The 21,409-nt window shown below is 69.9% G+C and carries 19 protein-coding genes and 1 riboswitch; of the genes, 6 read left to right on the forward strand and 13 right to left on the reverse strand.

All coding sequences use genetic code 11. The features are described 5' to 3' along the window. From cobN to ACTJLF_RS02980, 11 genes are all read right to left on the reverse strand, one after another. Nucleotides 1-3,744: cobaltochelatase subunit CobN (cobN, locus tag ACTJLF_RS02930; protein WP_440882451.1), on the reverse strand; the 3,744-nt coding region annotated here is incomplete at its 3' end. A gap of 92 nt (nt 3,745-3,836) precedes the next feature. Beyond that, the gene (locus ACTJLF_RS02935) at nt 3,837-4,193 is read right to left on the reverse strand and encodes a DUF2149 domain-containing protein (protein WP_019652376.1); all 357 of its coding nucleotides are present in this window, start codon (nt 4,191-4,193) and stop codon (nt 3,837-3,839) included. Further along, complete coding sequence (locus tag ACTJLF_RS02940; protein WP_440882452.1) at nt 4,190-4,663, reverse strand: MotA/TolQ/ExbB proton channel family protein; 474 nt, start codon at nt 4,661-4,663, stop codon at nt 4,190-4,192. Before ACTJLF_RS02940 ends, ACTJLF_RS02935 begins: the two co-directional genes overlap by 4 nt. Then, entirely contained in the window at nt 4,663-5,352 is a 690-nt protein-coding gene (bluB, locus tag ACTJLF_RS02945; protein WP_440882453.1) for a 5,6-dimethylbenzimidazole synthase, read from the reverse strand. The genes ACTJLF_RS02940 and bluB overlap by 1 nt, the downstream gene beginning before the upstream one ends. An 81-nt stretch (nt 5,353-5,433) precedes the next feature. Next, nucleotides 5,434-6,003, reverse strand: a complete 570-nt coding sequence (gene cobO, locus ACTJLF_RS02950) for a cob(I)yrinic acid a,c-diamide adenosyltransferase (protein WP_019652373.1) — start codon at nt 6,001-6,003, stop codon at nt 5,434-5,436. Between the two features lie 66 nt (nt 6,004-6,069). After that, a complete protein-coding gene (locus ACTJLF_RS02955) occupies nt 6,070-6,858 on the reverse strand; it encodes an ABC transporter ATP-binding protein (protein ID WP_440882454.1) in 789 nt (262 codons plus the stop codon). Beyond that, nucleotides 6,855-7,883, reverse strand: coding sequence for a FecCD family ABC transporter permease (locus tag ACTJLF_RS02960; RefSeq protein WP_019652371.1), 1,029 nt, complete (start codon nt 7,881-7,883; stop codon nt 6,855-6,857). The genes ACTJLF_RS02955 and ACTJLF_RS02960 overlap by 4 nt, the downstream gene beginning before the upstream one ends. Next, a complete protein-coding gene (locus ACTJLF_RS02965; protein ID WP_440882455.1) occupies nt 7,880-8,755 on the reverse strand; it encodes an ABC transporter substrate-binding protein in 876 nt (291 codons plus the stop codon). The genes ACTJLF_RS02960 and ACTJLF_RS02965 overlap by 4 nt, the downstream gene beginning before the upstream one ends. Beyond that, nucleotides 8,752-9,351: a bifunctional adenosylcobinamide kinase/adenosylcobinamide-phosphate guanylyltransferase gene (locus ACTJLF_RS02970; RefSeq protein WP_126182007.1), complete on the reverse strand. Its 600-nt coding sequence runs from the start codon at nt 9,349-9,351 to the stop codon at nt 8,752-8,754. Before ACTJLF_RS02970 ends, ACTJLF_RS02965 begins: the two co-directional genes overlap by 4 nt. Further along, nucleotides 9,329-10,756 (reverse strand): cobyrinate a,c-diamide synthase, encoded by a 1,428-nt coding sequence (locus ACTJLF_RS02975; protein WP_440882456.1) that lies wholly within the window; start codon nt 10,754-10,756, stop codon nt 9,329-9,331. Before ACTJLF_RS02975 ends, ACTJLF_RS02970 begins: the two co-directional genes overlap by 23 nt. Further along, nucleotides 10,741-12,657, reverse strand: coding sequence for a TonB-dependent receptor domain-containing protein (locus tag ACTJLF_RS02980; protein ID WP_440882457.1), 1,917 nt, complete (start codon nt 12,655-12,657; stop codon nt 10,741-10,743). Before ACTJLF_RS02980 ends, ACTJLF_RS02975 begins: the two co-directional genes overlap by 16 nt. Nucleotides 12,658-12,755: 98 nt before the next feature. Continuing rightward, nucleotides 12,756-13,009: riboswitch (cobalamin riboswitch) on the reverse strand. Nucleotides 13,010-13,064: 55 nt separating this feature from the next. Between ACTJLF_RS02980 and ACTJLF_RS02985 the strand changes: the two genes are divergently transcribed. The 4 genes from ACTJLF_RS02985 (at nt 13,065) to ACTJLF_RS03000 (ending at nt 16,554) form a co-directional block, all read left to right on the forward strand. Then, nucleotides 13,065-14,786 carry a ClcB-like voltage-gated chloride channel protein gene (locus ACTJLF_RS02985; RefSeq protein ID WP_440882458.1) on the forward strand — a complete coding sequence of 574 codons (1,722 nt, stop codon included), beginning with the start codon at nt 13,065-13,067 and terminating at the stop codon, nt 14,784-14,786. 114 nt (nt 14,787-14,900) lie between these two features. Then, nucleotides 14,901-15,125 (forward strand): hypothetical protein, encoded by a 225-nt coding sequence (locus ACTJLF_RS02990; RefSeq protein ID WP_019652365.1) that lies wholly within the window; start codon nt 14,901-14,903, stop codon nt 15,123-15,125. Continuing rightward, on the forward strand, nt 15,122-15,445 hold the full coding sequence (locus ACTJLF_RS02995) for a cell division protein ZapA (RefSeq protein WP_019652364.1): 324 nt from the start codon (nt 15,122-15,124) through the stop codon (nt 15,443-15,445). Before ACTJLF_RS02990 ends, ACTJLF_RS02995 begins: the two co-directional genes overlap by 4 nt. 281 nt (nt 15,446-15,726) lie before the next feature. After that, nucleotides 15,727-16,554 carry a sulfite exporter TauE/SafE family protein gene (locus ACTJLF_RS03000; protein ID WP_126182011.1) on the forward strand — a complete coding sequence of 276 codons (828 nt, stop codon included), beginning with the start codon at nt 15,727-15,729 and terminating at the stop codon, nt 16,552-16,554. Nucleotides 16,555-16,582: 28 nt separating this feature from the next. On the opposite strand, the gene ACTJLF_RS03005 is transcribed toward ACTJLF_RS03000, so the two are convergent. Continuing rightward, on the reverse strand, nt 16,583-17,545 hold the full coding sequence (locus ACTJLF_RS03005; RefSeq protein ID WP_132751164.1) for a helix-turn-helix domain-containing protein: 963 nt from the start codon (nt 17,543-17,545) through the stop codon (nt 16,583-16,585). 183 nt (nt 17,546-17,728) lie between these two features. Between ACTJLF_RS03005 and ACTJLF_RS03010 the strand changes: the two genes are divergently transcribed. Together ACTJLF_RS03010 and ACTJLF_RS03015 are read left to right on the forward strand one after the other, a co-directional pair. Then, nucleotides 17,729-18,739 (forward strand): carbon-nitrogen hydrolase family protein, encoded by a 1,011-nt coding sequence (locus ACTJLF_RS03010; protein ID WP_132751165.1) that lies wholly within the window; start codon nt 17,729-17,731, stop codon nt 18,737-18,739. A gap of 16 nt (nt 18,740-18,755) precedes the next feature. After that, entirely contained in the window at nt 18,756-19,829 is a 1,074-nt protein-coding gene (locus ACTJLF_RS03015; RefSeq protein ID WP_132751166.1) for a phenylacetaldoxime dehydratase family protein, read from the forward strand. Nucleotides 19,830-19,851: 22 nt separating this feature from the next. Here the strand turns inward: ACTJLF_RS03015 and ACTJLF_RS03020 are convergent, their stop codons facing one another. Next, nucleotides 19,852-21,390 (reverse strand): malonate--CoA ligase, encoded by a 1,539-nt coding sequence (locus ACTJLF_RS03020; protein ID WP_440882459.1) that lies wholly within the window; start codon nt 21,388-21,390, stop codon nt 19,852-19,854. Nucleotides 21,391-21,409 lie beyond the last annotated feature (19 nt).

Consider the following 21,409-nt stretch of genomic DNA (forward strand, 5'->3'; position numbering starts at 1 on the left):
GGGGGGGGCGGGGGTGCGGCCTTCCCCCCTCCCCCCCCCCACCGCGGGCGCGACCGCCGGAGCCGGCCTGGGCGAAGAAGCCGGAGCCGGCGACAGCTCCGCCTGCACGAAGCGCTGCACGCCCGCATTGCGCTCGCGCAGCCCCGTCGCCCGCACCGCCTGCGCATAGGCCTGCGCCAACTCGCGCCGCGTGGCGGCATCGGGCTTCCAGTAGTTCAGCCGCACCGCGTCGAGCATGCGCTCCAGGGTCTGCGCGAAGGCCGCGCGGTTGTCGCCTTCCAACCATTCGCGCGTGCCCAGCCCATAGCGGTCGCGCACGTACACGTCGTGCAGCGACTGCCACTGGTCCTGCCGGACCGCCTGCGGCGCGGTGACCTGCCAGCCCCAGAGGAACTGCGCGGTCTTCAGCACCTGCAGCGTGCCGCTGTAGCCCTCGGCCTTCTGCGCCTCGATCCACTGCGGGTGCAGGTAGCGCGTCTGCATCTCGCGCGCGATGGCCCCGGCCGCCGTGTCGGTGCGCACCTCGGTGCCGTCGCGCAGGTTCTGCACGTACAGGGCCGGGTCCTTGCCGGTGAGATGCCGCACCGCCTGCGCGATGCCGCCGAGGTACTGGAACGGATCGTCGTTGGTCAGCACGCCGTACAGGTTGGAGCTGCGCGCCATCAGCGCCGCGTCCACCTGCGCGAGATTGCCGGCATACGCGCCCGGACGCGCTGCGCCGTCGAGGCCCTTGCCGTAGGCGTGGCCCATGCGATCCATGTAGAGCTGCGCCATCTGCGCGTCGCCGCCGCCGCGCTGCTGCTTCTTCCATACGTCGCTTGCGAGCGCGGCTTCCTCCAGCCCGGCGCCGTAGCTGCCCTGCTCGTTCGAGAACACGCGCGCCGTCGACCAGCGCTGCGCCTCGTCCGCGGCGGTGCCTTCCGAGCGAAGCCTGCGCGCCATCGCCTCGCTGTTGCGCGCCACCGCATTGCCGGGCTCTCGCAGCGCCGACACCTGCTGCACCGCTTCGTCGAGCCAGCGCATCACGGCCGGGAACTGGTCGCGGTAGGAGCCGGTGACGCTGACCAGCACATCGATGCGCGGCCGCTTCAGCTGCGACGCGGGAATGACCTCGATGCCCGCCATGCGCCCGCCCTCGTCCCAGCGAGGCTTCACGCCCATCGCGTAGAGGGCCTGGCTCTCCAGCACGCCCTGGTGGCGCGAGGCCTCGCCGGCCCAGAGGGTGAAGGCGATCTTCCCGGGCGGCTTGCCGGCATGCGTCTTCGTGTGCTGCGCGATCCAGGCATCCATGGCGGCGACGCCGGTCTCCCAGGCCGCGCGCGTGGGCACGCGGCTCGGGTCGAAACCGTAGAGGTTGCGCCCGGTGGGCAGGCTGTCGGGGTTGCGCACCGGGTCGCCGCCATAGCTCGACCTGAGGTAGCGGCCGTCGAGCGCAGTCAGCAGGCCCTCGATTTCCTCGTTGTGCGCGAGCACCTCGTCGAGCTTTAGCGCGCGCCCGGCCAGCTCCAGCAGCTTCTGCCGGTCGGCAGGCGTCCTGCCCATGGCGCTCGCGGCCTGCGCGTCGACGAGCGCCTGCTCCACCCAGCGCGCGGGCCGCGAGGCGGAGACGCTCTTCGCATCGATCAGGAAAGCCTCGTCGATGTCCTCGCCGAGTGCTTCGACCAGTGGCTTGCCGAGGATCTGCAGGATGGTCATGCGCCGGCGCTGCGCGTCGGGCGCCTGCCCGAAGGTCGCGAGGCCCAGCGGCTGCGCGGTCTGCGCGAGCTCGTCGAGGTAGGGATGCAGCACGGCGATGAAGCCCGCGAAATCGGCGCGGATGCGCGCGGGCGTCCAGCCCAGGTCGCGGTCGTAGCGGTGCTCGGCGAACTCGGCCGCGAGCTGCTTCTCCAGTGCGGTCTTCACGGCGCCCGGCGATAGCGTCTCCCACTCGTGCATGCGCTCGTGCATCTCCTGCACGCCGGGGCGGAAGCCGGCGGGCGCGAACAGCGGCGTCGAGTGGCTCACCATGGTCGCGCGGCCGCGCCGCTTGGCGGTGGTGGCCTCGCCGAGGTTGTCCATGATGTAGGGATAGACGTTGGGCAGGTCGCCGAGCGCGAGCAGCGGATCGTCCTGCACCGAGAGCCCGCGCTCCTTGCCCGCCGACCACTCGACCGTGCCGTGCGTGCCCACGTGCACCACCGCGCTGGCGCCGAAGCGCTGGCGCAGCCAGAGATAGGTCGCAAGGTAGCCGTGGCTCAGCGGAACGGCAGAGCGGTGATAGATCTGCCCGGCCTTGCCCACCACCTGCGTGCCGGGCTCGAAGCGCGGCGGCTGCCGCAGCACGACCACGTTGCCGAAGCGCACGCGCGGGATCACGAAGGACTGCTGGCCCGCCACGGCGCGCAGCATGGTCGACTTACCGGGCGGGCCCCAGTAGCTTTCGATGCGGCGCTGCGTTTCCTGCGGCAGCGCGCGGAACCATGCGAGATAGTCGGCCAGCGGCAGCGTGTCGGCGAGGTCCCTGTCGAGCAGCGGCTGCAGCTCGTCGCCCTGGCCCGCGGGGTTCGGGTAGTAGGCCCGCATCGTCGCCTGCACCTGGGCGATGAGCGCATCGGTGCCGGGCAGTTCGGTGGCGTAGCCGGCCGACTTCATCGCCGCCAGCATGTTGCTCACGCTGCGCGGCACGTTCAGGAAGGAGGCGCCGAAGTTGGCCTCGCCCGGCGGGTAGTTGTAGACCAGCATCGCCACGTGCCGCTCGGCCGGCGGCGTGCGCTGCAACCGCAGCAGCGCGGCGGCCTTAGCGGCCACGGCGTCGATCTGCGCGGGCAGCGGCTGCAGCGTGCCGCTCGCCGCATCGCGTGCGCTCACGAGCATCGGGTCGGTCATGCCGGCCAGCTCGCTCGGGCTGTAGTAGGAGGCGATGTCGGTCTGCGCGAGGCCGTCCCTGCTCCGCGCCCATTGGTCGGCGTCCATCGCCAGCGAGGGCAGCGTCTGCAGCACCGGCACGCCGATGCGCTCCAGCTCGGCCTTGCGCTCGTTGGGGCTGAAGACCAGCGATGCGTTGACGATGGCATCGGCCACGCGGCGTTCGCCGTCGTGCGTCATGCGGAAGAACAGATCCTTCTGCTGGCGCGGGCCGTAGAAGGCATAGGCGCGCAGGCCACGGGCCTCCAGCGACGCGATGAGCGCATCGAGCCAGGCGGTGTCGTCGCCGGCCAGCGTGGCGCTGTTGACGGCGATGGCGACCGTGCCGCTGCCCGCCAGCATTTCGATGGCTGCCACGTCCGTTTCGACGCGCGGCCAGCCGGGGTGGTAGATGCCGGCGAGCGGAAGCGGTACGGGTTCCGGCAGCCCCTGCATCATGCCCGGCTGCCGCAACGCCTTCATCGACGCGACCAGGTTGGCCGCGCCCGGAAAGCGCCAGAACTCGCGCAGCCGCTGGGCCCATGGGGCATCGACACCGCGCTGCGCCGCCAGCGGCGCCGCGGCGGTGGTCTGGCCCTTGGCCACCAGCGCGAACTCGCCGACCAGCACATAGGGCACCGTGCTGCGCGACACGGCATCGCCGAACCGCGCGGCGGCGGCCTGCGCCACGCTGACGTGCGGCGCGTCGATCACGAGCAGGCTGGCCCCGTCGATGGCCGCGGCCAGCGCCTCGGGCGAGTCCTGCGACGCCGATAGCACCTGCAGCGGCACCCCCGCCTCGCGCGCCGCCGCCTGCAGCCGCACCACGCGCGCCGGCGACACCAGCGAGGTGCTCAGCACGACGACGCGATTCGTCCCTTGCGGCTGCGCGTGCGCCGGGAGGAGGAATCCCGCCCCGCCGAGGAGGAGCCAGGCAAAAAGAAGAAGCCGGGTCACTTCCCGCCCGAGCCGGCCGGCTCCGCATCGGCCGGCACGTAGACCATCGTCCCGTCCTTCAGCCGCCAGGCGGTGCCGGCCTTCTCGCCATCGCCCTGCCCGGTCGCGCCGCTGGCCTTGAAGCGCGTGATCTTGCGGCCCTCGCGCGTCACGATCTCCATGTTCGGCTGGCCCTCGTTGCGGATGATCGTCACCTTGTCCTGCGCGAAAGGGTTCATGGGGTTGTTGATGACCGCGATCATCAGCATGCCGATCACCACCATGAACACGTCGATCAGGTTGATGGTGGAGAGCACCGGGTCGTCGTCGTCGCTGTCCAGGCTGCTCAATATCGAGAACTGGCGCCGGCTCATGAGAGGCGGTCCCGTGCATCGAGCACCGTCACCAGCTCGCGCATCAGCCAGCGGCGGCGCACGGTGTAGACCACGAAGGTGATCGAGGCGGAGGCCAGCGCCACGATCACGCTCGCGAAGGCCGGCGCCAGGCTCTGCGCCACGCCCTGCGATTCGCCCGAGGCCACGGCCACCAGCGCCGGGCCCATCGGGATCATGGTGGCGATCAGCCCCAGCATCGGCGCCACGCGGCTGCACAGCCGCACGCCCTCGAGCTGCTTGAGCACCACCAGTTCCATCTGCTCCTGGCTCGCGGCGACATGGCGTTGCAGCACCAGCGCGCGCAATGGATCGCGGCGGCGCTGCAGATACTCGATGGCGAACGCGCCAAGGCAGTAAACCGCATAGACGAAAGAAAGCAGCACGCCCAGCGTCACCGGCCAGAGAAACAGGCGCGCAAGCTCGAAGAGAACGGTGTCGAAGGCCAGCATCAGGTCGGCTCCGTGGAAGAAGAAGGTTTGTCGAACAGGTCCGAAGGCAGGCCCCAGCTTTCATCGAACACAAGCGACGCGAGCGGTTCGCGCTTCGCCCAGCGTTCGCGCTGCAGCATGGGCTCTTCATAGAACTGGTGCACGGGACCCAGGCACAGCAAGGCGATGGGCTCGGCGCCTTCGGGCAGGCCCAGAAGCACCGACACCTCGGCCGGATCGAACAGCGACACCCAGCCCATGCCCAGCCCTTCGGCGCGCGCCGCGAGCCAGAGGTTCTGGATGGCACAGGAGGCCGAGGCCAGGTCCATTTGCGGCAGCGTGCGGCGGCCGAACACGTGCTTCTCGCGTCCGTCCGCCAGAGTCACCACGAGCAGCTCTGCGGCGTCGAGCAGGCCCTGCACCTTGAGCCGCATGAATTCGTCTTCACGCTCGCCGAGCGCGCGGGCCGTAAGCACGCGTTCCTGTTCGACCACATGGTGCAACTGCTGGCGCAGCGCTTGGCCGCGAATTCGAATGAAGCGCCAGGGCTGCATGAAGCCGACGCTGGGCGCGTGGTGTGCTGCTTCCAACAGCCTTCGCAATATGTCGGGCTCCACCTGGCCGCCTGCGAAATGGCGCATGTCACGGCGTTCGTGGATGGCGCGGTAGACCGCCTCTTTGTCTTTTTTGGTGAAAGCCGGGGTAGTCACGCTGCTCTTTCGGAGTGGGTGCACAGGCCACCGGGTACTCCCCTGCGCGAATGTGCCCCGTCGGCGTGAGCGCGCCCCATGTCAATCCTCGATGCCGCGCTGCGCGGGAATGCCGGCCTTGAAGGCGTGCTTGACCAGCGTCATCTCGGTCACCGTGTCGGCCAGCTCGATGATCTCCGGCGGGCAGCGCCGGCCGGTGAGCGCCACGTGCACGTGCTTCGGCCGCGCGCGCAGGGTTTCGAGCACGCCTTCGAGCGGCAGCCAGCCGTAGATCAGCGGATAGGTGATCTCGTCGAGCACCACGAGGAAGAACTCGCCCGAGAGGATCGCCGCCTTCGCCTTCTCCCAGCCGTCGCGCGCGAGCTGGCCCGAGCGCTCCAGGTCCTGGCTCTTCCAGCTGAAGCCGTCGCCCAGCCCTTCGATGGGAATGCCGATCTGCTCGAACATGCGGTGCTCGCCGAAGCGCGCGGTCGGCACCTTCATGAACTGGTAGATCTTCACGGCCTTGCCGCGGCCGTGGGCGCGCAAGGCCAGACCGAATGCGGCCGTGCTCTTGCCCTTGCCGTCGCCGGTGTTAACGATGACGATGCCGCGGCGCTCGCCTTCCGGCTTCTCGTAGGGCTTTTCGCTGGGTGGGGTCTCAATTTGCATTTGTCGGTCTTTCAAGGCTGGCGAATGCGGGTTGCCGGACGCAGAGGGCGCGTTCGATCCCGCATCTCATAGGGGCAGCGCGATCCACTGCTCAGCCACGCGGTGCACGCGGATGCGATGGTCGAAGACCTGCTCCAGCGCGGCATGGGTGGCCGGGTCGTCGCAGGTGCCGTGGTGCACGACGCGGCCCTGGTCCATCACCACCATTTCGTCGGCGGCCAGGGCCATCGGCAGTTCGTGCAGCACGCTGACCACCGTGCGGCCCTCGGCGACGAGGGTGCGGACGATCTTCATCCAGTCGGCCTGGTGGGGCGGGTCGAGGTTGGCGAGGGGTTCGTCCATGAGCAGCGCCTCGGCTTCGACGGCGAGCGCCCGGGCGAGCAGCACGCGCTGGCGTTCGCCGCCGGAGAGCTGGCCCAGCGGACGGTCGCGCCAGTCCCAGGCCTGGGTGCTGCGCAGTGCGCGCTCGACGGCCTCGCGGTCGGCGGCGCCGGGTGTGGCGAGCCAGCGCTGGTGCGGCAGGCGGCCGAGCATGGCGACGTCGTAAACCATCAGGTCGTCGGCGCTGCCCTCGCCCGTCCCACTCTGGCCCAGCCACGAAAGACGGCGGGCGCGCACGCGGGCGGGCACCCTGTCCTGCACCTCGCCGAAGAGCCGCACTTCGCCGCGATGAGCAAGCAGCCCCGCCAGCGCCTTCAGCAGCGTCGACTTGCCTGCGCCGTTCGGGCCGACGATGCTGGTCCAGCGCGCGGCCCGCAGCTTCAGGTCGATGCCGTGCAGCACCTCGCTGGCGCCGAGCGTGGCGCTCAGCCGGTGCGCTTCCAGCGCGGCGTCGATGTCGTTGCTGCGGCTCATGCCACGCCGCTCCGCGCGCTGCGCCTGTGCATCAGCCACAGCAGGTAGCTGCCGCCCAGCACGGCCGTGAGCACGCCCACGGGCAGTTCCTGCGGCGCGATCAGCCAGCGCGCGAGCAGGTCGGCCGCCATCAGCAGCAACCCGCCCATCAGCGCCGACAGCACGATCAGCCGCGCATGCGTGGTCTTGACGGCCGAGCGCACCAGGTGCGGCGCCGCCAGGCCGACGAAGGCGATGAGCCCGGTCTGCGCCACGGCCGCACCGGTGGCCAGCGCCAGCACCACCACCAGCGCCGCGCGCATCGCTCCCAGCGGCAGGCCCAGGCTGCGCGCGGTGGCTTCGCCCAGCGCCAACCCGTCGAGCACCGGCGCCAGCGCCCAGCCCGCGAGCAGGCAGGCCGCGCCGACCATCGCCATCACCGCGCAGGCGCTCCAGCCGACGAGGCCAGTGCTGCCGAGAATGAAGCCCTGGATCGCCTGGAGGATGTCCGCCGATGCGATGGTGATGAGGTCCTTCGCCGCACCGAGCACCACGCCGACGATCACGCCCGCCAGCAGCAGCCGCAGCGTCTGCTGCACGCCGCGCGCCAGCATCAGCGTGAGCATCACTGCGAGCACCGCGCCCAGGAAGGCGGCGCCGGTGAGCCCGAGCCGCATCACCCACTGCATGCTCGCGGCCGAGCCGCCGAACATCAGCAGCGCCACCGCCACGCCGAGCGAGGCGCCGGAGGCGCTGCCCAGCAGGTACGGGTCTGCCAGCGGATTGCGAAAGAGCCCCTGCGCCACCGCGCCGGCCAGCCCCAGCAGCGCGCCCGCCAGCCAGGCGCCGAGCGTGCGAGGCAGGCGGATGTCCCACACGATCTGCAGCGCCACCGGGTCGTGGCGTGCGGCGAACAGGCTCTCGAAGCCGGTGCTGCCGATGCCCAGGCCCAGCAGCATCAGCGCCGCGCCCAGCACCAGCAGGCCGGCGCCGAGCAGCAGTACGCGGCGCAGATGGGCCGTGTGCCTGGCGGCAGCCGCATTCATCGCTTGCCGCCCTTCTCAACGATGCACTGCGCCATCAGCCGTGCCGCCTCGTCCATGCGCGGGCCGGGCCGCACGAGCACGTCGGACTGCTCGGCGCTGAAGCGGCAGATGCGGCCTTCGCGCACCGCGCGGATGCCAGCCCAGCCGGGCCGCTGCTCCAGCCCCTGCGCGCTGCGCACGCTGACCATGATGAGGTCGGGGTTCGCGCGCACCACGTACTCGGGGTTGAGCTTGGGGAACGGGCCCAGCGAGGCCGGCACGATGTTCTTCATGCCCAGCCGCGAGAGCGTCTCGCCGATGAAGGACGACTCGCCCGCCGCATACGGCGCGCTGTTGACCTCGAAGTACACGCGCATGCCCTTCGCCCCCGCGGGCACCGACTGCGCGGCGGCCGACACGCTGGCGTCGATCACGCGCCAGACCTTCGCTGCCTCGTGCGTGCCCAGCACCTGGTCGAGCTTGTCGAGCACGCGGCGCACGTCGGCGTGGCTCTTGGGTTCGAGCACCAGCACCTTCATGCCCAGTGCCTCCAGCCGCTGCGTGACGCGCGAGGACTTGGCCAGCAGCACCGCATCGGGCTTGAGCGCGACGATGGCCTCCACGTTCGGATCGATGCCGCCGCCGAGCTGCGGCAGTGCCTTCACCTGTTCGGGCGAATTGGAGTAGCGGTCCACGCCCACCAGCCGGTTGCAGGCCCCGAGCGCGCAGACCGACTCGGTGAGCGAAGGCAGCAGCGTGACGATGCGTTGCGGCGGCTGCGGCAGGCTCACCGACACGCCGCGCTCGTCGACCACGTCGAGCGCATGCGCGGCCAGCGCCACCAGGACGAGGCCGATCGCCGCGAGCGGATTGCGGATTTTCTTCATGCTCATGCGGCGGGCGCCTTCAGGCTCAGCGGCAGGCCGGCCGCCATGAGCGTGACGCGTCCGCATGCGGCGGCCACGTCCTGGTTGAGCCGGCCCAGGGCGTCGACGAAGGCGCGCGTCTCGCGGCCCATCGGTATCACGCCCAGGCCGATCTCGTTGCCGACCAGCACCACCGGGCCCGGCGCATCGCGCAGCGCGACCAGCAGCATCGCGATGTGCGTCGCGGGGGTGCGCGTCACGGGGCGGGCGTCTTCGATGGGCATCGGCATCAGCAGGTTGGTCAGCCACATCGTGAGGCAGTCGACCACCACCAGCGTCTCGGGCGTGCTCTGCGTGACGATGGCGCGCGCGAGCTCGACCGGCTCCTCGATGGTCCGCATGCCGGGCACGCGCTCGGCGCGGTCGGCCTGGTGGCGCACGATGCGCTCCTGCATCTCGTCGTCATACGCCTGGGCGGTCGCGATCAGCACGGCGCGGCGGGCACGGGCACCGGCCGCGAGCCAGTCGACGGCGCGCTGCTCGGCGCGGCGCGACTTGCCGCTCTTCTGGCCGCCGAGGATGAACTCGTGCACCACGGCTTCAGGCTTGGTCGAATGCAGCATGGCTCTCCAACTCGATGGGCATGGCGCCGAAAAGGCGCGCGGTGGCTTGCGGACTGGAGGCGAACCACGCATGGAAATAGCTCGCGCGCACCGGGCCATGCACGTACAGCGCCTCCCCGGCCCGCGCGCCCACGGCCTGCGCGGCACCGGGACGGGCGGTGCGCGCGGCCGGCACGAGCGGTGTCTCGCAGCTCGAATAGTGGAAGGTGTGTCCGCGCAGGACGTGGCCATCGAGCGAGAGCTGCTGGGGCCCCAGGCCCGAAAGCCGCTTCTGCATGGTCACCCGACCAGGCAGCAGGCCCCAGAGGCGGTGCACTTCACCACCGTCTTCCTGAAGAGCCAGTTCGTCGAAAAGCGCCATCATCCCGCCGCACTCGGCCCACACCGGCTTGCCGGCGGCGACGTGCGCAGCGAGCGATTCGCGCAGCGCCGTGCGGGCCGACAGCGCCGGAGCATGCAGCTCCGGATAGCCGCCAGGCAGCCAGACGGCGTCGCACGGCGGCAAGGCGTCGCCTGCGAGCGGCGAGAAGAAGCTCAACTCGGCACCGAGCGCCCCGAGCACATCGAGGTTTGCCGGATAGATGAACGAGAACGCTGCATCGCGTGCGATCGCGATGGTGCGGCCCGCGAGCAATGGCGGCACGGCTCGTGCCTCGTCGGATGCAAGGGCCTCGAAGCGCACCTGCGGCAGCTCGCCGACGGGCATGCGGCCCAGCGGCGTGTCGGCCAGCACGTCGGCGGCCGCATCGAGCCGCGACATCGCATCGCCCAGCTCCGTGGCGGCCACCAGGCCCAGGTGCCGTTCCGGCAGCGTGAAGCGGGCGTCGCGCGGCAAGGCGCCCAGCCATTGCGAAGGGTCGCGCAGCGCCTCCTGCAGCATGGCGCCGTGCCGTTCGCTGGCCACCCGGTTCGCCAGCACACCGGCCCAAGGCAGCCCGTCGCGGAAGTTCTGCAGCCCGTAGGCCAGCGCGCCGAAGGTGCCGGCCATTGCCTGCGCGTCGATCACCGCCAGCACCGGCACGCCGAAGCGCTGCGCAAGGTCGGCGGCGCTGGGATTGCCGTCGAAGAGACCCATCACGCCCTCGATGACCAGCAGGTCGCTCTCGGAGGCCGCCGCGTGCAGGCGCGCGCGGCAGTCGGCTTCGCCCGTCATCCAGAGGTCGAGCGAATGCACCGGTGCGCCGGTGGCGAGCGCCAGCCAGTGGGGATCGAGGAAGTCGGGCCCGCACTTGAAGGCGCGGACTCGCCGGCCCTGGCGCGCGTGCAGCCGGGCCAGCGCGGCCGCGACCGTTGTCTTGCCCTGCCCCGAGGCCGGGGCGGCCACCAGCACGGCGGCGCAGGAGGCCGCCGCGGCACCGGCGGCGCCGCCCGGCTGGAGTGCTTGGCTGCTTAGTGAGGCGTCCACTTGAGACCGACGTAGGCGGTACGGCCGGCATTGGCGTACAGCCGCGCGAACTGGTAGTCCTTGTTGCCCACATTGTCGACGCGCGCGACGAGGTTGATGTCGCGCGTGAGCTGGGTGGTGGCCGACAGGTTCAGCACGGTGTAGCCGCCGAGCTTCACGCTGTTGGCGGCGTCGTCGTAGCGGCGGCTGGAGGTCTGCACCTCCGCGCCCAGCGTCCAGCTCGCGATGCGCCAGTCGGCGCCCAGGGTAGCGTGGCGCTGCGCGCGGCGCGCGAGCAGGTTGTGGGTGGCGAGGTCGCGCGGATCCTGGAAGTCGAGGGAGCCGCGCAGCGTGACGTCGCCGATGCGGTGGCTGCCCGAGAGCGTGACGCCCTGGTAGCGCGCGCGGGCGGTGCTGGAGTAGCAGCCGAACGACGAAGCACAGCCCTTGGCCGAGCCGTCGAAAACGATCAGGTTCTGCACGCGGTTGGCGTATGCCACCACGCCCAGCTGGGTCGCGCCCTCGGTGTACTGCAGGCCCAGCTCGAGGTTGCGGCTCGATTCGGGCTTGAGCGTGGCCAGGCCGTATTCGCTGAAGCGCTGGTACAGCGTGGGCACGCGGAAGGCGGTGCCTGCCGAGGCCGTGAAGCGCAGCGACGGCGTGATGGCGTAGCCGTAGGCCGCGCTGCCGGTGGTCTTGCCGCCGAATTCGCTGTCCTTGTCGTGGCGCACGTGCAGCTGCAGCGAGTGCGGGCCCTGCACGAAGCCGTAGCCGAGCGAGATCGCGTCCTGCGAGCGGTCGCGCGCGAGCAGCTTCGAGGTGGTGGTGGGCGCGTTCTCCAGGGCGTCCTCGCGGCGCTCCAGCGTGGCGGTAACGAGGTGCGGGCCGAAGCGGAATTCGTTCTGGAAGAGGTAGCCGCGCAGGCGGGTCTCGGTACGGTAGAACGACGGCTGGGTCTTGTAGACCTGCTGCGAGTCGGTCACCTGCACGCGGGTGCTGTAGACGTCATTCCACTTGGCCGACCAGCTCAGGCCGGCGGTCTGCAGCTTGTTGCTCGAAATGTCGTTGGCGAACAGGAACGGCAGCTTGGTCCTGTAGGACACCGTTGCGTCGTAGCCGGCCTTGATGTCGCTGGAAAGCAGCGTGGCCTCGATGCGCTGGTCGGGCGTGATCTGGAAGCCCAGCTTCGCGTTGCCCGAAGTGCTGTTGTAGCCGTCGCGGTCGGGGCTGGTGAAGCCGTCCTTGGTCACGTTGCGCTTGCTCACGGGCTGCACGTTGTAGCCCTTGCTCTCTTCATGCGCCACGCCGAAGGAGTAGTCGAAGAGGCCCGACTTGCCGCTCACGCCGCCTTCGATCCTGCGCAGCCCCTTGCTGCCGAAGCCGATGCCGGCGTAGGGCGACACGCCCTCTTCTCCTCGCCTGGTGAAGAGCTGGATCACGCCGCCCACGGCGTCGGAGCCGTAGACAGCGGCGGCCGGGCCGCGCAGCACCTCGATGCGGTCGATCTGCGACAGCGGAATGCCTTCCCAGCCGGCGCCGCCGGTCGATTGCGAATCGATGCGCACGCCGTCGAGGTAGACGGCGGTGAAGCGCGTCTCGGCGCCGCGGATGAAGAGGCTGGTGGTGTTGCCCACGCCGCCGGAGCGCGAAATCTCGATGCCGGGCAGGCGCGAAAGCAGGTCGGCCACGCCGGTCGCACCGCTGCGCTCGATGGTCTCGCTGTCGACGACGGAGACGTCTCCCACGAGCTCCGACAACGCCTGAGGCGTGCGGTTGGCCGTGACCACCGTCTCGCGCAGGGTGGAAGCCTCCTGCGCATAGGCCATGCCGCCGAAGGCGGAAACCAGCGCCAGCGGCAGGCAGGCGTGGCGGAAGCGGCGCGCAGGAGCGCTACCGCGGAAAGAGCAAACACGGGAAATCATGAATCAAGCGAACGAACGTCAATACCCCTGGCCGGCCTCCCCGCCGGCGCCTGGGCGCAATGGCCGCGCATGCGTTCGTCATTCGATCCTCGACGCATGCGGCAGCCGCCTCGTTGGCCGGTATCCGGGCTGGCAGAACTACGCCTTGCCGCCTTCCCAGGCGCCTGTTTCAGGGCGCCCAGTGGCTCGATGGAAAGGTGTTGGCGCCTTGCGGCGCCGTCTGCTTGACCGTTGCGGGGGCAGCGCAGGCGGCTTCGGCCTTGTTCCGGTGCGAACCGGGGCTTCCACTCCTGCTTCCCGTTGAACTGCGCCGTGCGAACCACGGCGCGAGCACCAACGGGCGGAATTCTATGTCCTGCCATGCGCCCCTTAAGTCGAAAGTTGCGGCCCCGCTACCATCGACGACCATGATGCGGCCCGCCTCGATCTTCCTGAACCTGCGTTCGGCGCTGCAGCGGCTCTTCGGTGTCTCGGGCTGGCAGTCGATGCTTCTGTGGTCGATCGTGGCCGGACTGCTGGGCACGCTGGCGACCGAACTGTTCCGCGCAGCGCTCCTCGCCTTCGAGCACCTGGTGCTCGGTCCCGGCCAGGGGCTGGTCGCCATGGCGAAGCAGCTGCCATGGTGGGCGCGCATCGCCTGCCCCGCCCTGGGCGGGCTGGTGGCGGGGCTGCTGCTGGTGCTCGCGAAGCGCGTGGCTTCGCGCAGCGCCACTTCGGACTACATGGAAGCCATCGTGCTCGGCGACGGGCGCATTCCGGTGGCGCAGACGCTGGCGCGCAGCGCGTCGTCGCTGGTGAGCATCGGCACCGGCGGCTCGATCGGGCGGGAGGGCTCAATGGTGCAGCTGGCGGCGCTGGCCTCCTCGCTGCTCGGGCGGGTGTTCCGCTTTCCGGCCGAACGGCTGCGGCTGCTGGTGGCCTGCGGCGCGGCGGCCGGCCTGACGGCCGCCTACAACGCGCCCATCGCGGGCGCCTTCTTCGTCGCGGAGATCGTGCTGGGCTCCATCGCGATGGAGAGCGTGGGGCCGATCATCATCGCGTCGGTGGTGGCCAACGTCGCGATGCGGGCGCTGCCGGGCTACCAGCCGCCTTACAAGATGCCGCCGTTCCCGGAGATCCACGGCACCGAGGTCGTGCTGTTCTGCGTGCTCGGCGTGCTGCTGGGCTTCGCGGCGGTGGGCTTCCTGCGCGCGCTGCAGGGCAGCCGGGCGCTGTTCTCGCGGCTGCCGCTCGCGCTGCCGTGGAGGCTGGCGCTGGGCGGGCTCGTCATGGGTGCGGTGTCGGTGCCGATGCCGGAGGTGTGGGGCAACGGCTACAGCGTGGTGAATTCGGTGCTGCACACGCCATGGGCATGGACGCTGATCGCGCTGGTGCTGCTCGCCAAGGCGGTTGCGACGATGGCGACGGCCGGTTCGGGCGCCGTGGGCGGCGTGTTCACGCCGGCGCTCTTCTTCGGCTGCATGATCGGCGCGCTCTTCGGCCAGGGCGTACAGGCGCTGTGGCCGGCAGCGAGCTCGGCGCCGTTCGCCTATGCCATCGTCGGCATGGGCGCTTTCCTGGCGGGCGCCACGCAGGCGCCGCTGATGGCGATATTGATGATTTTCGAGATGACGCTGAGCTACCAGGTCATGCTGCCGCTGATGGCTGCGAGCGTCATCGCGTACTTCGTGGCGCGCTCGGCCAACGCGGGCTCGATGTACGAGATCACGCTGCATCGCAACGCCCAGCGCGACAACCAGATGCGCCTGCGCGGGCTGCACATGCGCGACCTGGTGCAGCCGGCCGAAACCGTGGTCGGCCCGCAGGCGGACCGCGAGGCGATGAGCAAGCTTTTCCTGCAGTACCCCGTCAAGTACCTGTACGTGGTGGACGCGGACAACCGCTACCTCGGGGTGGTGCCGCTCTCGTCGCTCGGTACCGCGCCGCCGGAGACGACGGCAGGCGCACTGCTCTCGCAGGCGATCCAGCCGGTCACTGCCGATACCGGTCTCGGCGAGGCGCTGCAGCGCTTCCTCGACCACCTGGGCGAGCGGCTTCCGCTGATCGAGAGCGCCGCCAACCCGGTGTTGCTGGGCGTGGTCGCCAAGAGCGCGCTGCTTGCCACCTACGTGCGGCTGAGCGAGGCCTGAAGCGACTCGCGAGGGGTTTGATCGGCGGGCGGCAAAGCCGCAGAATCCGGGCACGCCGGGCGCCGCGTCCGGCCTCGGCAGGACCGCCTCCCCGGGAAACTACAATCGCCAACCATGCCCGCCTCCAGCCCCATCGACCAGATCGCCGAGCGCGTCGAACGACTGCTCGTGCGTCACGAAGAGGTGCAGCGCACCAACGCGCTGCTGCAGGAACAGGTCGATGCGCTCACGCGCGAACGCGACGCACTGAAGTCGCGGCTCGTCGCGGCCCGCACCCGCCTCGACGCCCTGCTCGAACGGCTGCCGGCTGAACCACCTTCCGAAGACTCCCCCGCATGAAGCAGATTGAAGTACAGATCATGGGACAGAGCTATCTGCTCGGCTGTCCCGACGGAGGCGAGGCGCAGCTGCGCGAAGCCGTCGAACGCGTGGATGCCGCCATGTGCAAGATCCGCGATGCGGGAAAGGTCAAGGCCCGCGACCGCATCGCGGTACTGGCCTCGCTGAACCTCGCATTCGACCTTGCCGCGCAACAGGCAGCCGCCAGCGCGCCCGCCGCACCGGCGGCGCCAGCCGATACCACAGACACCGACCCGAAGGCCGCCCAGCTCATTCAAAGACTCGATCAGGCCCTGGCGGGCGATGGACATTTGCTCTGAGCGGGTTCCGCCGGCAGGGCTGCAGCGGTAAAATCCGAACTGTCTGCGGTGCGCGTTGGGCTTTATATGTCCTTGTTCCAATGCTCTACGGAGCCGGGCTTGGTAAATCGCTCGACGGGTGTGATCATCTCGCGTCAGATGAACCCGAAGTCCTGCTGCCCTCGCCCACCTGAACCCCGGTTCAGGATGCGAGTCCGGCGCCCACTTGCAGACACCTAATTCCGCCACGGCCCCTTGCACACATTGCTCGGGGCCGTTGCTTTTTGCGATACAGAATTTCCGTGAACGTCTCCAGCCTGCTCGATCCCCTCCTCATCGTCGAACTTGCCGCCCTCGGGCTCGGCACCGGTTTCCTCGCAGGCCTGCTGGGCATCGGCGGCGGCATGCTGATGGTGCCCTTCATCACGATCATCATGGGCCACCGCGGCGTGCCGGCCGACCTCTCGGTGAAGATGGCTATCGCGACCTCGATGGCGACCATCATCTTCACCTCGGTGTCGAGCGTGCGCGCGCATCACAAGCGCGGCGCGGTGCGCTGGGAGATCGTGCGGCGCCTCGCGCCCGGCATCGTCATCGGCAGCCTGGTGGGCAGTCTCGGCGTGTTCGCGCTGCTCAAGGGCACGGCGCTGGCGATCTTCTTCGCGCTCTTCGTGGGCTTCTCGGCCACGCAGATGTTCCTCGACAAGAAGCCCGCGCCCACGCGGCAGATGCCGGGCACCGGCGGCCAGCTCGCCGCGGGCGGTGCCATCGGCTTCATCTCGGGCCTGGTGGGTGCCGGCGGCGGCTTCATCAGCGTGCCGTTCATGACGTGGTGCAACGTGTCGATCCACAACGCGGTGGCGACCAGCGCGGCGCTGGGCTTCCCGATCGCGGTGGCGAACGTGCTGGGCTATGCGGTCAGCGGGCAGTCGGTGCAGGGCCTGCCGGCCGGCTCCTTCGGCTACATCTGGCTGCCCGCGCTGGCGGTGATCGCGCTGTGCAGCGTGCTGACGGCGCCCCTGGGCGCGAAGGCCGCGCACAGCCTGCCGGTGAAGAAGCTCAAGCGCGTGTTCGCGAGCATCCTCTACCTGCTGGCGGCCTACATGCTCTGGAAGGGCCTGCACGGCTGATCGACGCTCCGGCGGCCTCCTGCCGAGGCTACTGGATCCGCTGCTGCCGCCATTCGCGCGGCGAGCAGCCGAAACGCTCCTTGAACGCGCGGCTGAAATGCGCCGCGTCGTTGAATCCCCTGCCGTAGGCGATGTCGGCCACGGGCCGGCCCGCGAGGCGCGGCTCCAGCAGGTCGCGGCTGCAGGCCTCCAGCCGGCGCTCCCAGATGTATTGCGACGGCGTGAGCGGCTCGCTCCTGAACACGCGGTGGATGTGGCTGACCGACACGCCCAGCTCCGCGGCCAGCGTGCTCACCGAAAGCGAAGGGTCCGCAAGCTGCTCGTCGATGCGCCGCTTGACCCGCGCGAGGTGGTACGCCGTGAGGTTGCTCAGCGAGGGCGCGCTCGCCGCAGGCAGCGTCTGCAGTCCGGCCACCAGGATGTTCTGAACGCCGTTGGCCACCGCGAGGGCCGAGGCCGGCTGCAGCGTGTCGATGTCCTCGCGCAGCGTGCGGATCATTCCCAGCAGCAGGTGCCCCGCGCCCTCGCGGCCCGAAACGGTGGTGGCCGTGAGCGCCTGCGTATCGCGCAGCTCGCTGCGCAGACGCTCGCCGGGCAGCTTGAGCACGATCTGCTCGAATGATTCGTCGAACAGCAGCTGGTAGGGCCGCGTGCTGTCGTACAGCGCGAAGTCGCCGGCCGACAGCACCGCGTCGCGCCCGTCCTGCCGCACCACGCCCCGGCCGCGCGCCTGGATGCTCACGAGGAAGTAGTCGTCGCTCGAATGCGAGATGTGTCCCGGCGTGCGCATCACCTTCTGCGGGCTCGAGGTGACGACCGACACGTCGAGCCCCGGCAGCGTGTGCTGGCGGATGCTGCCCTCGAAATCGCCCGAATCGCCCTCGCGTACCGGGTCGCAGCCCAGCTGCACGTAGACGTTGCAGATCATGTCGGTCCAGTAGGCGAGCCGCTGGTCGCGCGGGACGGCGTCGGTACTGAGCAGCTGGGTCATCGGGGTTCCTCGGAAGGCCTCAGGGGCAGCGAACGGATGCAACGCTGGAACAAGAACGCCGCCAAACCGGGTCAAGGCGTTCAGGCGGCGCGAATCTACGCTTCAAGCAACCCGCATGCCACAGCGCAAACCCGGTGCCTGCGGTCCACGCCCCGTTACTTCGATTGCATCTGGAGAACTTTCATGCCGACCACCGTCCATCCCAAGCTGCGCGTTGCCGCAGTGCAGGCCGCCCCCGTGTTCCTCGACCTCGACGGCACCATCGAGAAGACCATCGACCTCATGGCGCAGGCCGCGAAACAGGGGGTGAAGCTCATCGCCTTTCCCGAGACCTGGGTGCCCGGCTACCCGTGGTGGATCTGGCTCGATTCGCCGGCCTGGGGCATGCAGTTCGTGCAGCGCTACCACGACAACTCGCTGGTCGTCGGCTCGGCCGAGTTCGAGCGCGTCGCGCAGGCGGCGCGCAGGCTCGGCATCTGGGTGTCGCTCGGCTACAGCGAGAAGGCGGCCGGCAGCCTCTACATCGCGCAGGCGCTCATCGACGACCAGGGCCGCACCGTGCAGACGCGGCGCAAGCTCAAGCCCACGCACGTGGAGCGCACGGTGTTCGGCGAGGGCGACGGCTCCGACCTCGCCGTGGTCGAGACACCGCTGGGCAACATCGGCTCGCTCTCGTGCTGGGAGCACCTGCAGCCGCTGAGCAAGTACGCGATGTATTCGCAGAACGAGCAGATCCACTGCGGCGCATGGCCGAGCTTCTCGCTGTACCGCGGCGCGGCCTACGCGCTGGGGCCCGAGGTCAACAACGCCGCGAGCCAGGTCTACGCCGCCGAGGGCCAGTGCTTCGTGATCGCGCCCTGCGCCACCGTGTCGAAGGCCATGAGCGAGCTGATGTGCACCGACGCCGGCAAGCAGCAGATGCTGCGCATCGGCGGCGGCTACGCGCGCATCTACGCGCCCGACGGCTCGCCGCTGGGCACCCCGCTGGCGGAAGACGAGGAAGGCCTGGTCGTCGCCGACATCGACCTCGGCATGATCTCGCTCGCCAAGGCCGCCGCCGACCCCAGCGGCCACTACTCGCGGCCCGACGTCACGCAACTGCTGCTCAACAAGACGCGCCGCGAGCCTGTCGTGGTGCAGCATGCGACGTCGCCTGAGCCCGAAGCCGGCATGCCCGAGCCCGTCGCCGCCTGAACCCTCGGAGCAAGCCATGGAATCCGCCATCGACGCGCACCTGAGGTGCCCCCGCACGCGCCACCGTCGCGTGGAAGACGACTACGTGCCGCCATACCCGGTGTGGTCGGCCCGCGCCCCTGTGTCGGTGAAGCAGGTCGTGATGGGCTACTTCGGCGTGCAGTCGCGAGGCCCCGAGATGCAGGGCCGCGCCTGCACCGCGCTGATGAAGATCGCTCGCGACTTCGCCCTGCCCGACGGCCCCGGCCATCACGACCTGACGCACCATGTCGACGCGCAGGGCTTCGACAACATGATCGCCATCGCCTACTGGAGCGACCCCGCCGCCTACGCCCGCTGGTGCGCGACGCCGGCCATCGACGCCTGGTGGTGCTCCGACGAGCGCCTCAGGGAAGGCCTCGGCTACTTCCGCGAGATCGCCTCGCCCCGCGTCGAGCACTTCGAGACCATGTTCAACACGCCCGACCGCTTCGAGGGCGTCGGCGTGGTGATGGGCGGCGTCAGCGGCGAGCTGCAGGAGCACGGCTACTGGGGTTCGATGCGCGACCGCATCCCGCTGTCGCAAACCGATGCGATGGCGCCCTCGGGCGCGCGGGCGGTGATCGCGGGCGCACCGGCTCCGGGGCAGCGCGTGCGCATCGCAGGGCACGAGAACATCGCGATGATCCGCTCCGGCCAGGAGTGGACCGACACCACCGGGCAGGAACGCAGGCTCTATCTCGAGGACATGGAGCCCGTGCTGCGCGAGGGCATGGACTTCCTGCGCGACCAGGGCCTGCCCATCGGCTGCTACAGCAACCGCTACATGAGCCACCTCGGCGCACTGGGCGCACCGCTGCAGAAGTCCTTCGGGCTGAGCTACTGGCGCTCGCTGGCCGACATGGAGCGCTGGGCCGAGTCGCATCCCACGCACGTCGCGATCTTCGGCAGCTTCATGCGCTACGTGCAGGCGCTGAACTTCCAGCTGCAGCTGCGCGTGTACCACGAGGTGTCGGTGCTCAAGGCCGACGAGCAGAGCTACGAGTACGTCAACTGCCACGCGGGCAGCGGGCTGATGAACGGACTCGAGCCAGCGACCGCCGGGGCCTGACCCGACGGCTCAGGCCGCGGGCTCAGGCTGCGAACAGCCCCTTGTGCTCGGTACGCAGCAGCGCCTTCTGCACCTTGCCCATGGCGTTGCGCGGCAGCTCGGGCACCACGAAGCAGCGCTTGGGGATCTTGAAGTTGGCAAGCTTCGACTTGAGCTCCGCCACGATGGCGTCGCCGTCCAGCGCCGCGCCCGCCTTCGGGATGACGATGGCCACGCCCACCTCGCCGAAGTCGGGGTGCGGCACGCCGACGACGGCGCTTTCGGCCACGCCCACCATCTCGTTGATGTAGCCCTCGATCTCGGCCGGATACACGTTGTAGCCGCCGCTGATGATCAGGTCCTTGCTGCGCCCGACGATGGTGATGTAGCCCCGGCCGTCGATCTTGCCCACGTCGCCGGTCTTGAAGAAGCCGTCGGCGGTGAACTCCTCCTTCGTCTTCTCGGGCATGCGCCAGTAGCCCGCGAACACGTTGGGGCCGCTGACCTCGATGTTGCCGATCTCGTCGGTGGTGCAGTCGCGGCCGCCGTCGTCGCGCACGCGCAGCTGCACGCCAGGCAGCGCGAAGCCCACGGTGCCGCCGCGGCGCTCGCCCTGCTCCGGCCGGTAGGGATTGGAGGTGAGCATGACCGTCTCGCTCATGCCGTAGCGCTCCAGGATGGTGTGGCCGGTGCGCTCGCGCCATTCGTCGAAGGTCTCGATGAGCAGCGGCGCCGAGCCCGCGATGAACAGGCGCATGTTGCGCACCGCCTCGCGCGTGAGCCCCGGCTCGGCCAGCAGGCGCACGTACAGCGTGGGCACGCCCATGAACACGGTGGCCTCGGGCAGCTTCTGCACGACGCGCTTCGGATCGAACTTCGCGAACCACAGGATCTTGCTGCCGTTGAGCAGCGCGCCGTGCAGCGCGACGAACAGCCCGTGCACGTGGAAGATGGGCAGCGCATGGATCAGCACATCGCCTTCGGTCCAGCCCCAGTAGTCCTTCAGCACCTCGGCGTTCGACAGCAGGTTGCCGTGCGTGAGCATCGCGCCCTTGCTGCGTCCGGTGGTGCCGCTGGTGTAGAGGATGGCGGCCATGTCGTCGGCCTTGCGCTGCGCGGGCAAGTGCTGGTCGCTGCACTGCGCGGCCACGTCGAGCAGCGTGCCGGTGCGGTCGTCGTCCAGCGTGAAGACGTGCTTCGTCCCCGCCGCGGTGGCGATGGGCGCGACCCACGAGGCGTTGCGGCTGGTACACACCACCACGGCCGGCTCTGCGTTGCCGATGAAGTATTCGATCTCTGCGCTCTGGTAGGCGGTGTTCAGAGGCAGGAACACGTAGCCCGCGCGCAGCGTGGCGAGGTACAGCAGCATCGCCTCGACCGACTTCTCGACCTGCACCGCGATGCGCGCGCCCTTCTCCAGCTTCAGAGCGTCGAGCAGGTTGGCGATCATGGCGCTGGCGCGTTCGAGGTCGCGCCAGGAATAGAACAGGCCGCTGTCGGTTTCGACGGCGATGCCGTCGAGGTCGGCAGGGAATGCCGCGCGCAGGGCGGCGAACAGGTTGGCGTTGGCGGACTTCTTCATTCGGACGATTGCTTGGCTT

Source organism: Variovorax sp. 22077, from assembly GCF_052044195.1.
In the GTDB taxonomy this organism is placed as follows: Bacteria; Pseudomonadota; Gammaproteobacteria; order Burkholderiales; family Burkholderiaceae_C; genus Variovorax; species Variovorax atrisoli.

What these genes read in the sequence shown, in the direction of transcription:
- ACTJLF_RS02965 (WP_440882455.1), bottom strand. Translation starts at nt 8,755, where the DNA reads ATGAGCATGAAGAAAATCCGCAATCCGCTCGCGGCGATCGGCCTCGTC.
- ACTJLF_RS03010 (WP_132751165.1), top strand. Translation starts at nt 17,729, where the DNA reads ATGCCGACCACCGTCCATCCCAAGCTGCGCGTTGCCGCAGTGCAGGCC.
- ACTJLF_RS03015 (WP_132751166.1), top strand. Translation starts at nt 18,756, where the DNA reads ATGGAATCCGCCATCGACGCGCACCTGAGGTGCCCCCGCACGCGCCAC.
- ACTJLF_RS02960 (WP_019652371.1), bottom strand. Translation starts at nt 7,883, where the DNA reads ATGAATGCGGCTGCCGCCAGGCACACGGCCCATCTGCGCCGCGTACTG.
- ACTJLF_RS02990 (WP_019652365.1), top strand. Translation starts at nt 14,901, where the DNA reads ATGCCCGCCTCCAGCCCCATCGACCAGATCGCCGAGCGCGTCGAACGA.
- ACTJLF_RS03005 (WP_132751164.1), bottom strand. Translation starts at nt 17,545, where the DNA reads ATGACCCAGCTGCTCAGTACCGACGCCGTCCCGCGCGACCAGCGGCTC.
- cobO (WP_019652373.1), bottom strand. Translation starts at nt 6,003, where the DNA reads ATGCAAATTGAGACCCCACCCAGCGAAAAGCCCTACGAGAAGCCGGAA.
- ACTJLF_RS03020 (WP_440882459.1), bottom strand. Translation starts at nt 21,390, where the DNA reads ATGAAGAAGTCCGCCAACGCCAACCTGTTCGCCGCCCTGCGCGCGGCA.
- ACTJLF_RS02980 (WP_440882457.1), bottom strand. Translation starts at nt 12,657, where the DNA reads ATGATTTCCCGTGTTTGCTCTTTCCGCGGTAGCGCTCCTGCGCGCCGC.
- ACTJLF_RS02935 (WP_019652376.1), bottom strand. Translation starts at nt 4,193, where the DNA reads ATGAGCCGGCGCCAGTTCTCGATATTGAGCAGCCTGGACAGCGACGAC.
- ACTJLF_RS02955 (WP_440882454.1), bottom strand. Translation starts at nt 6,858, where the DNA reads ATGAGCCGCAGCAACGACATCGACGCCGCGCTGGAAGCGCACCGGCTG.
- ACTJLF_RS02940 (WP_440882452.1), bottom strand. Translation starts at nt 4,663, where the DNA reads ATGCTGGCCTTCGACACCGTTCTCTTCGAGCTTGCGCGCCTGTTTCTC.
- ACTJLF_RS02995 (WP_019652364.1), top strand. Translation starts at nt 15,122, where the DNA reads ATGAAGCAGATTGAAGTACAGATCATGGGACAGAGCTATCTGCTCGGC.
- ACTJLF_RS02970 (WP_126182007.1), bottom strand. Translation starts at nt 9,351, where the DNA reads ATGCTGCATTCGACCAAGCCTGAAGCCGTGGTGCACGAGTTCATCCTC.
- ACTJLF_RS02985 (WP_440882458.1), top strand. Translation starts at nt 13,065, where the DNA reads ATGATGCGGCCCGCCTCGATCTTCCTGAACCTGCGTTCGGCGCTGCAG.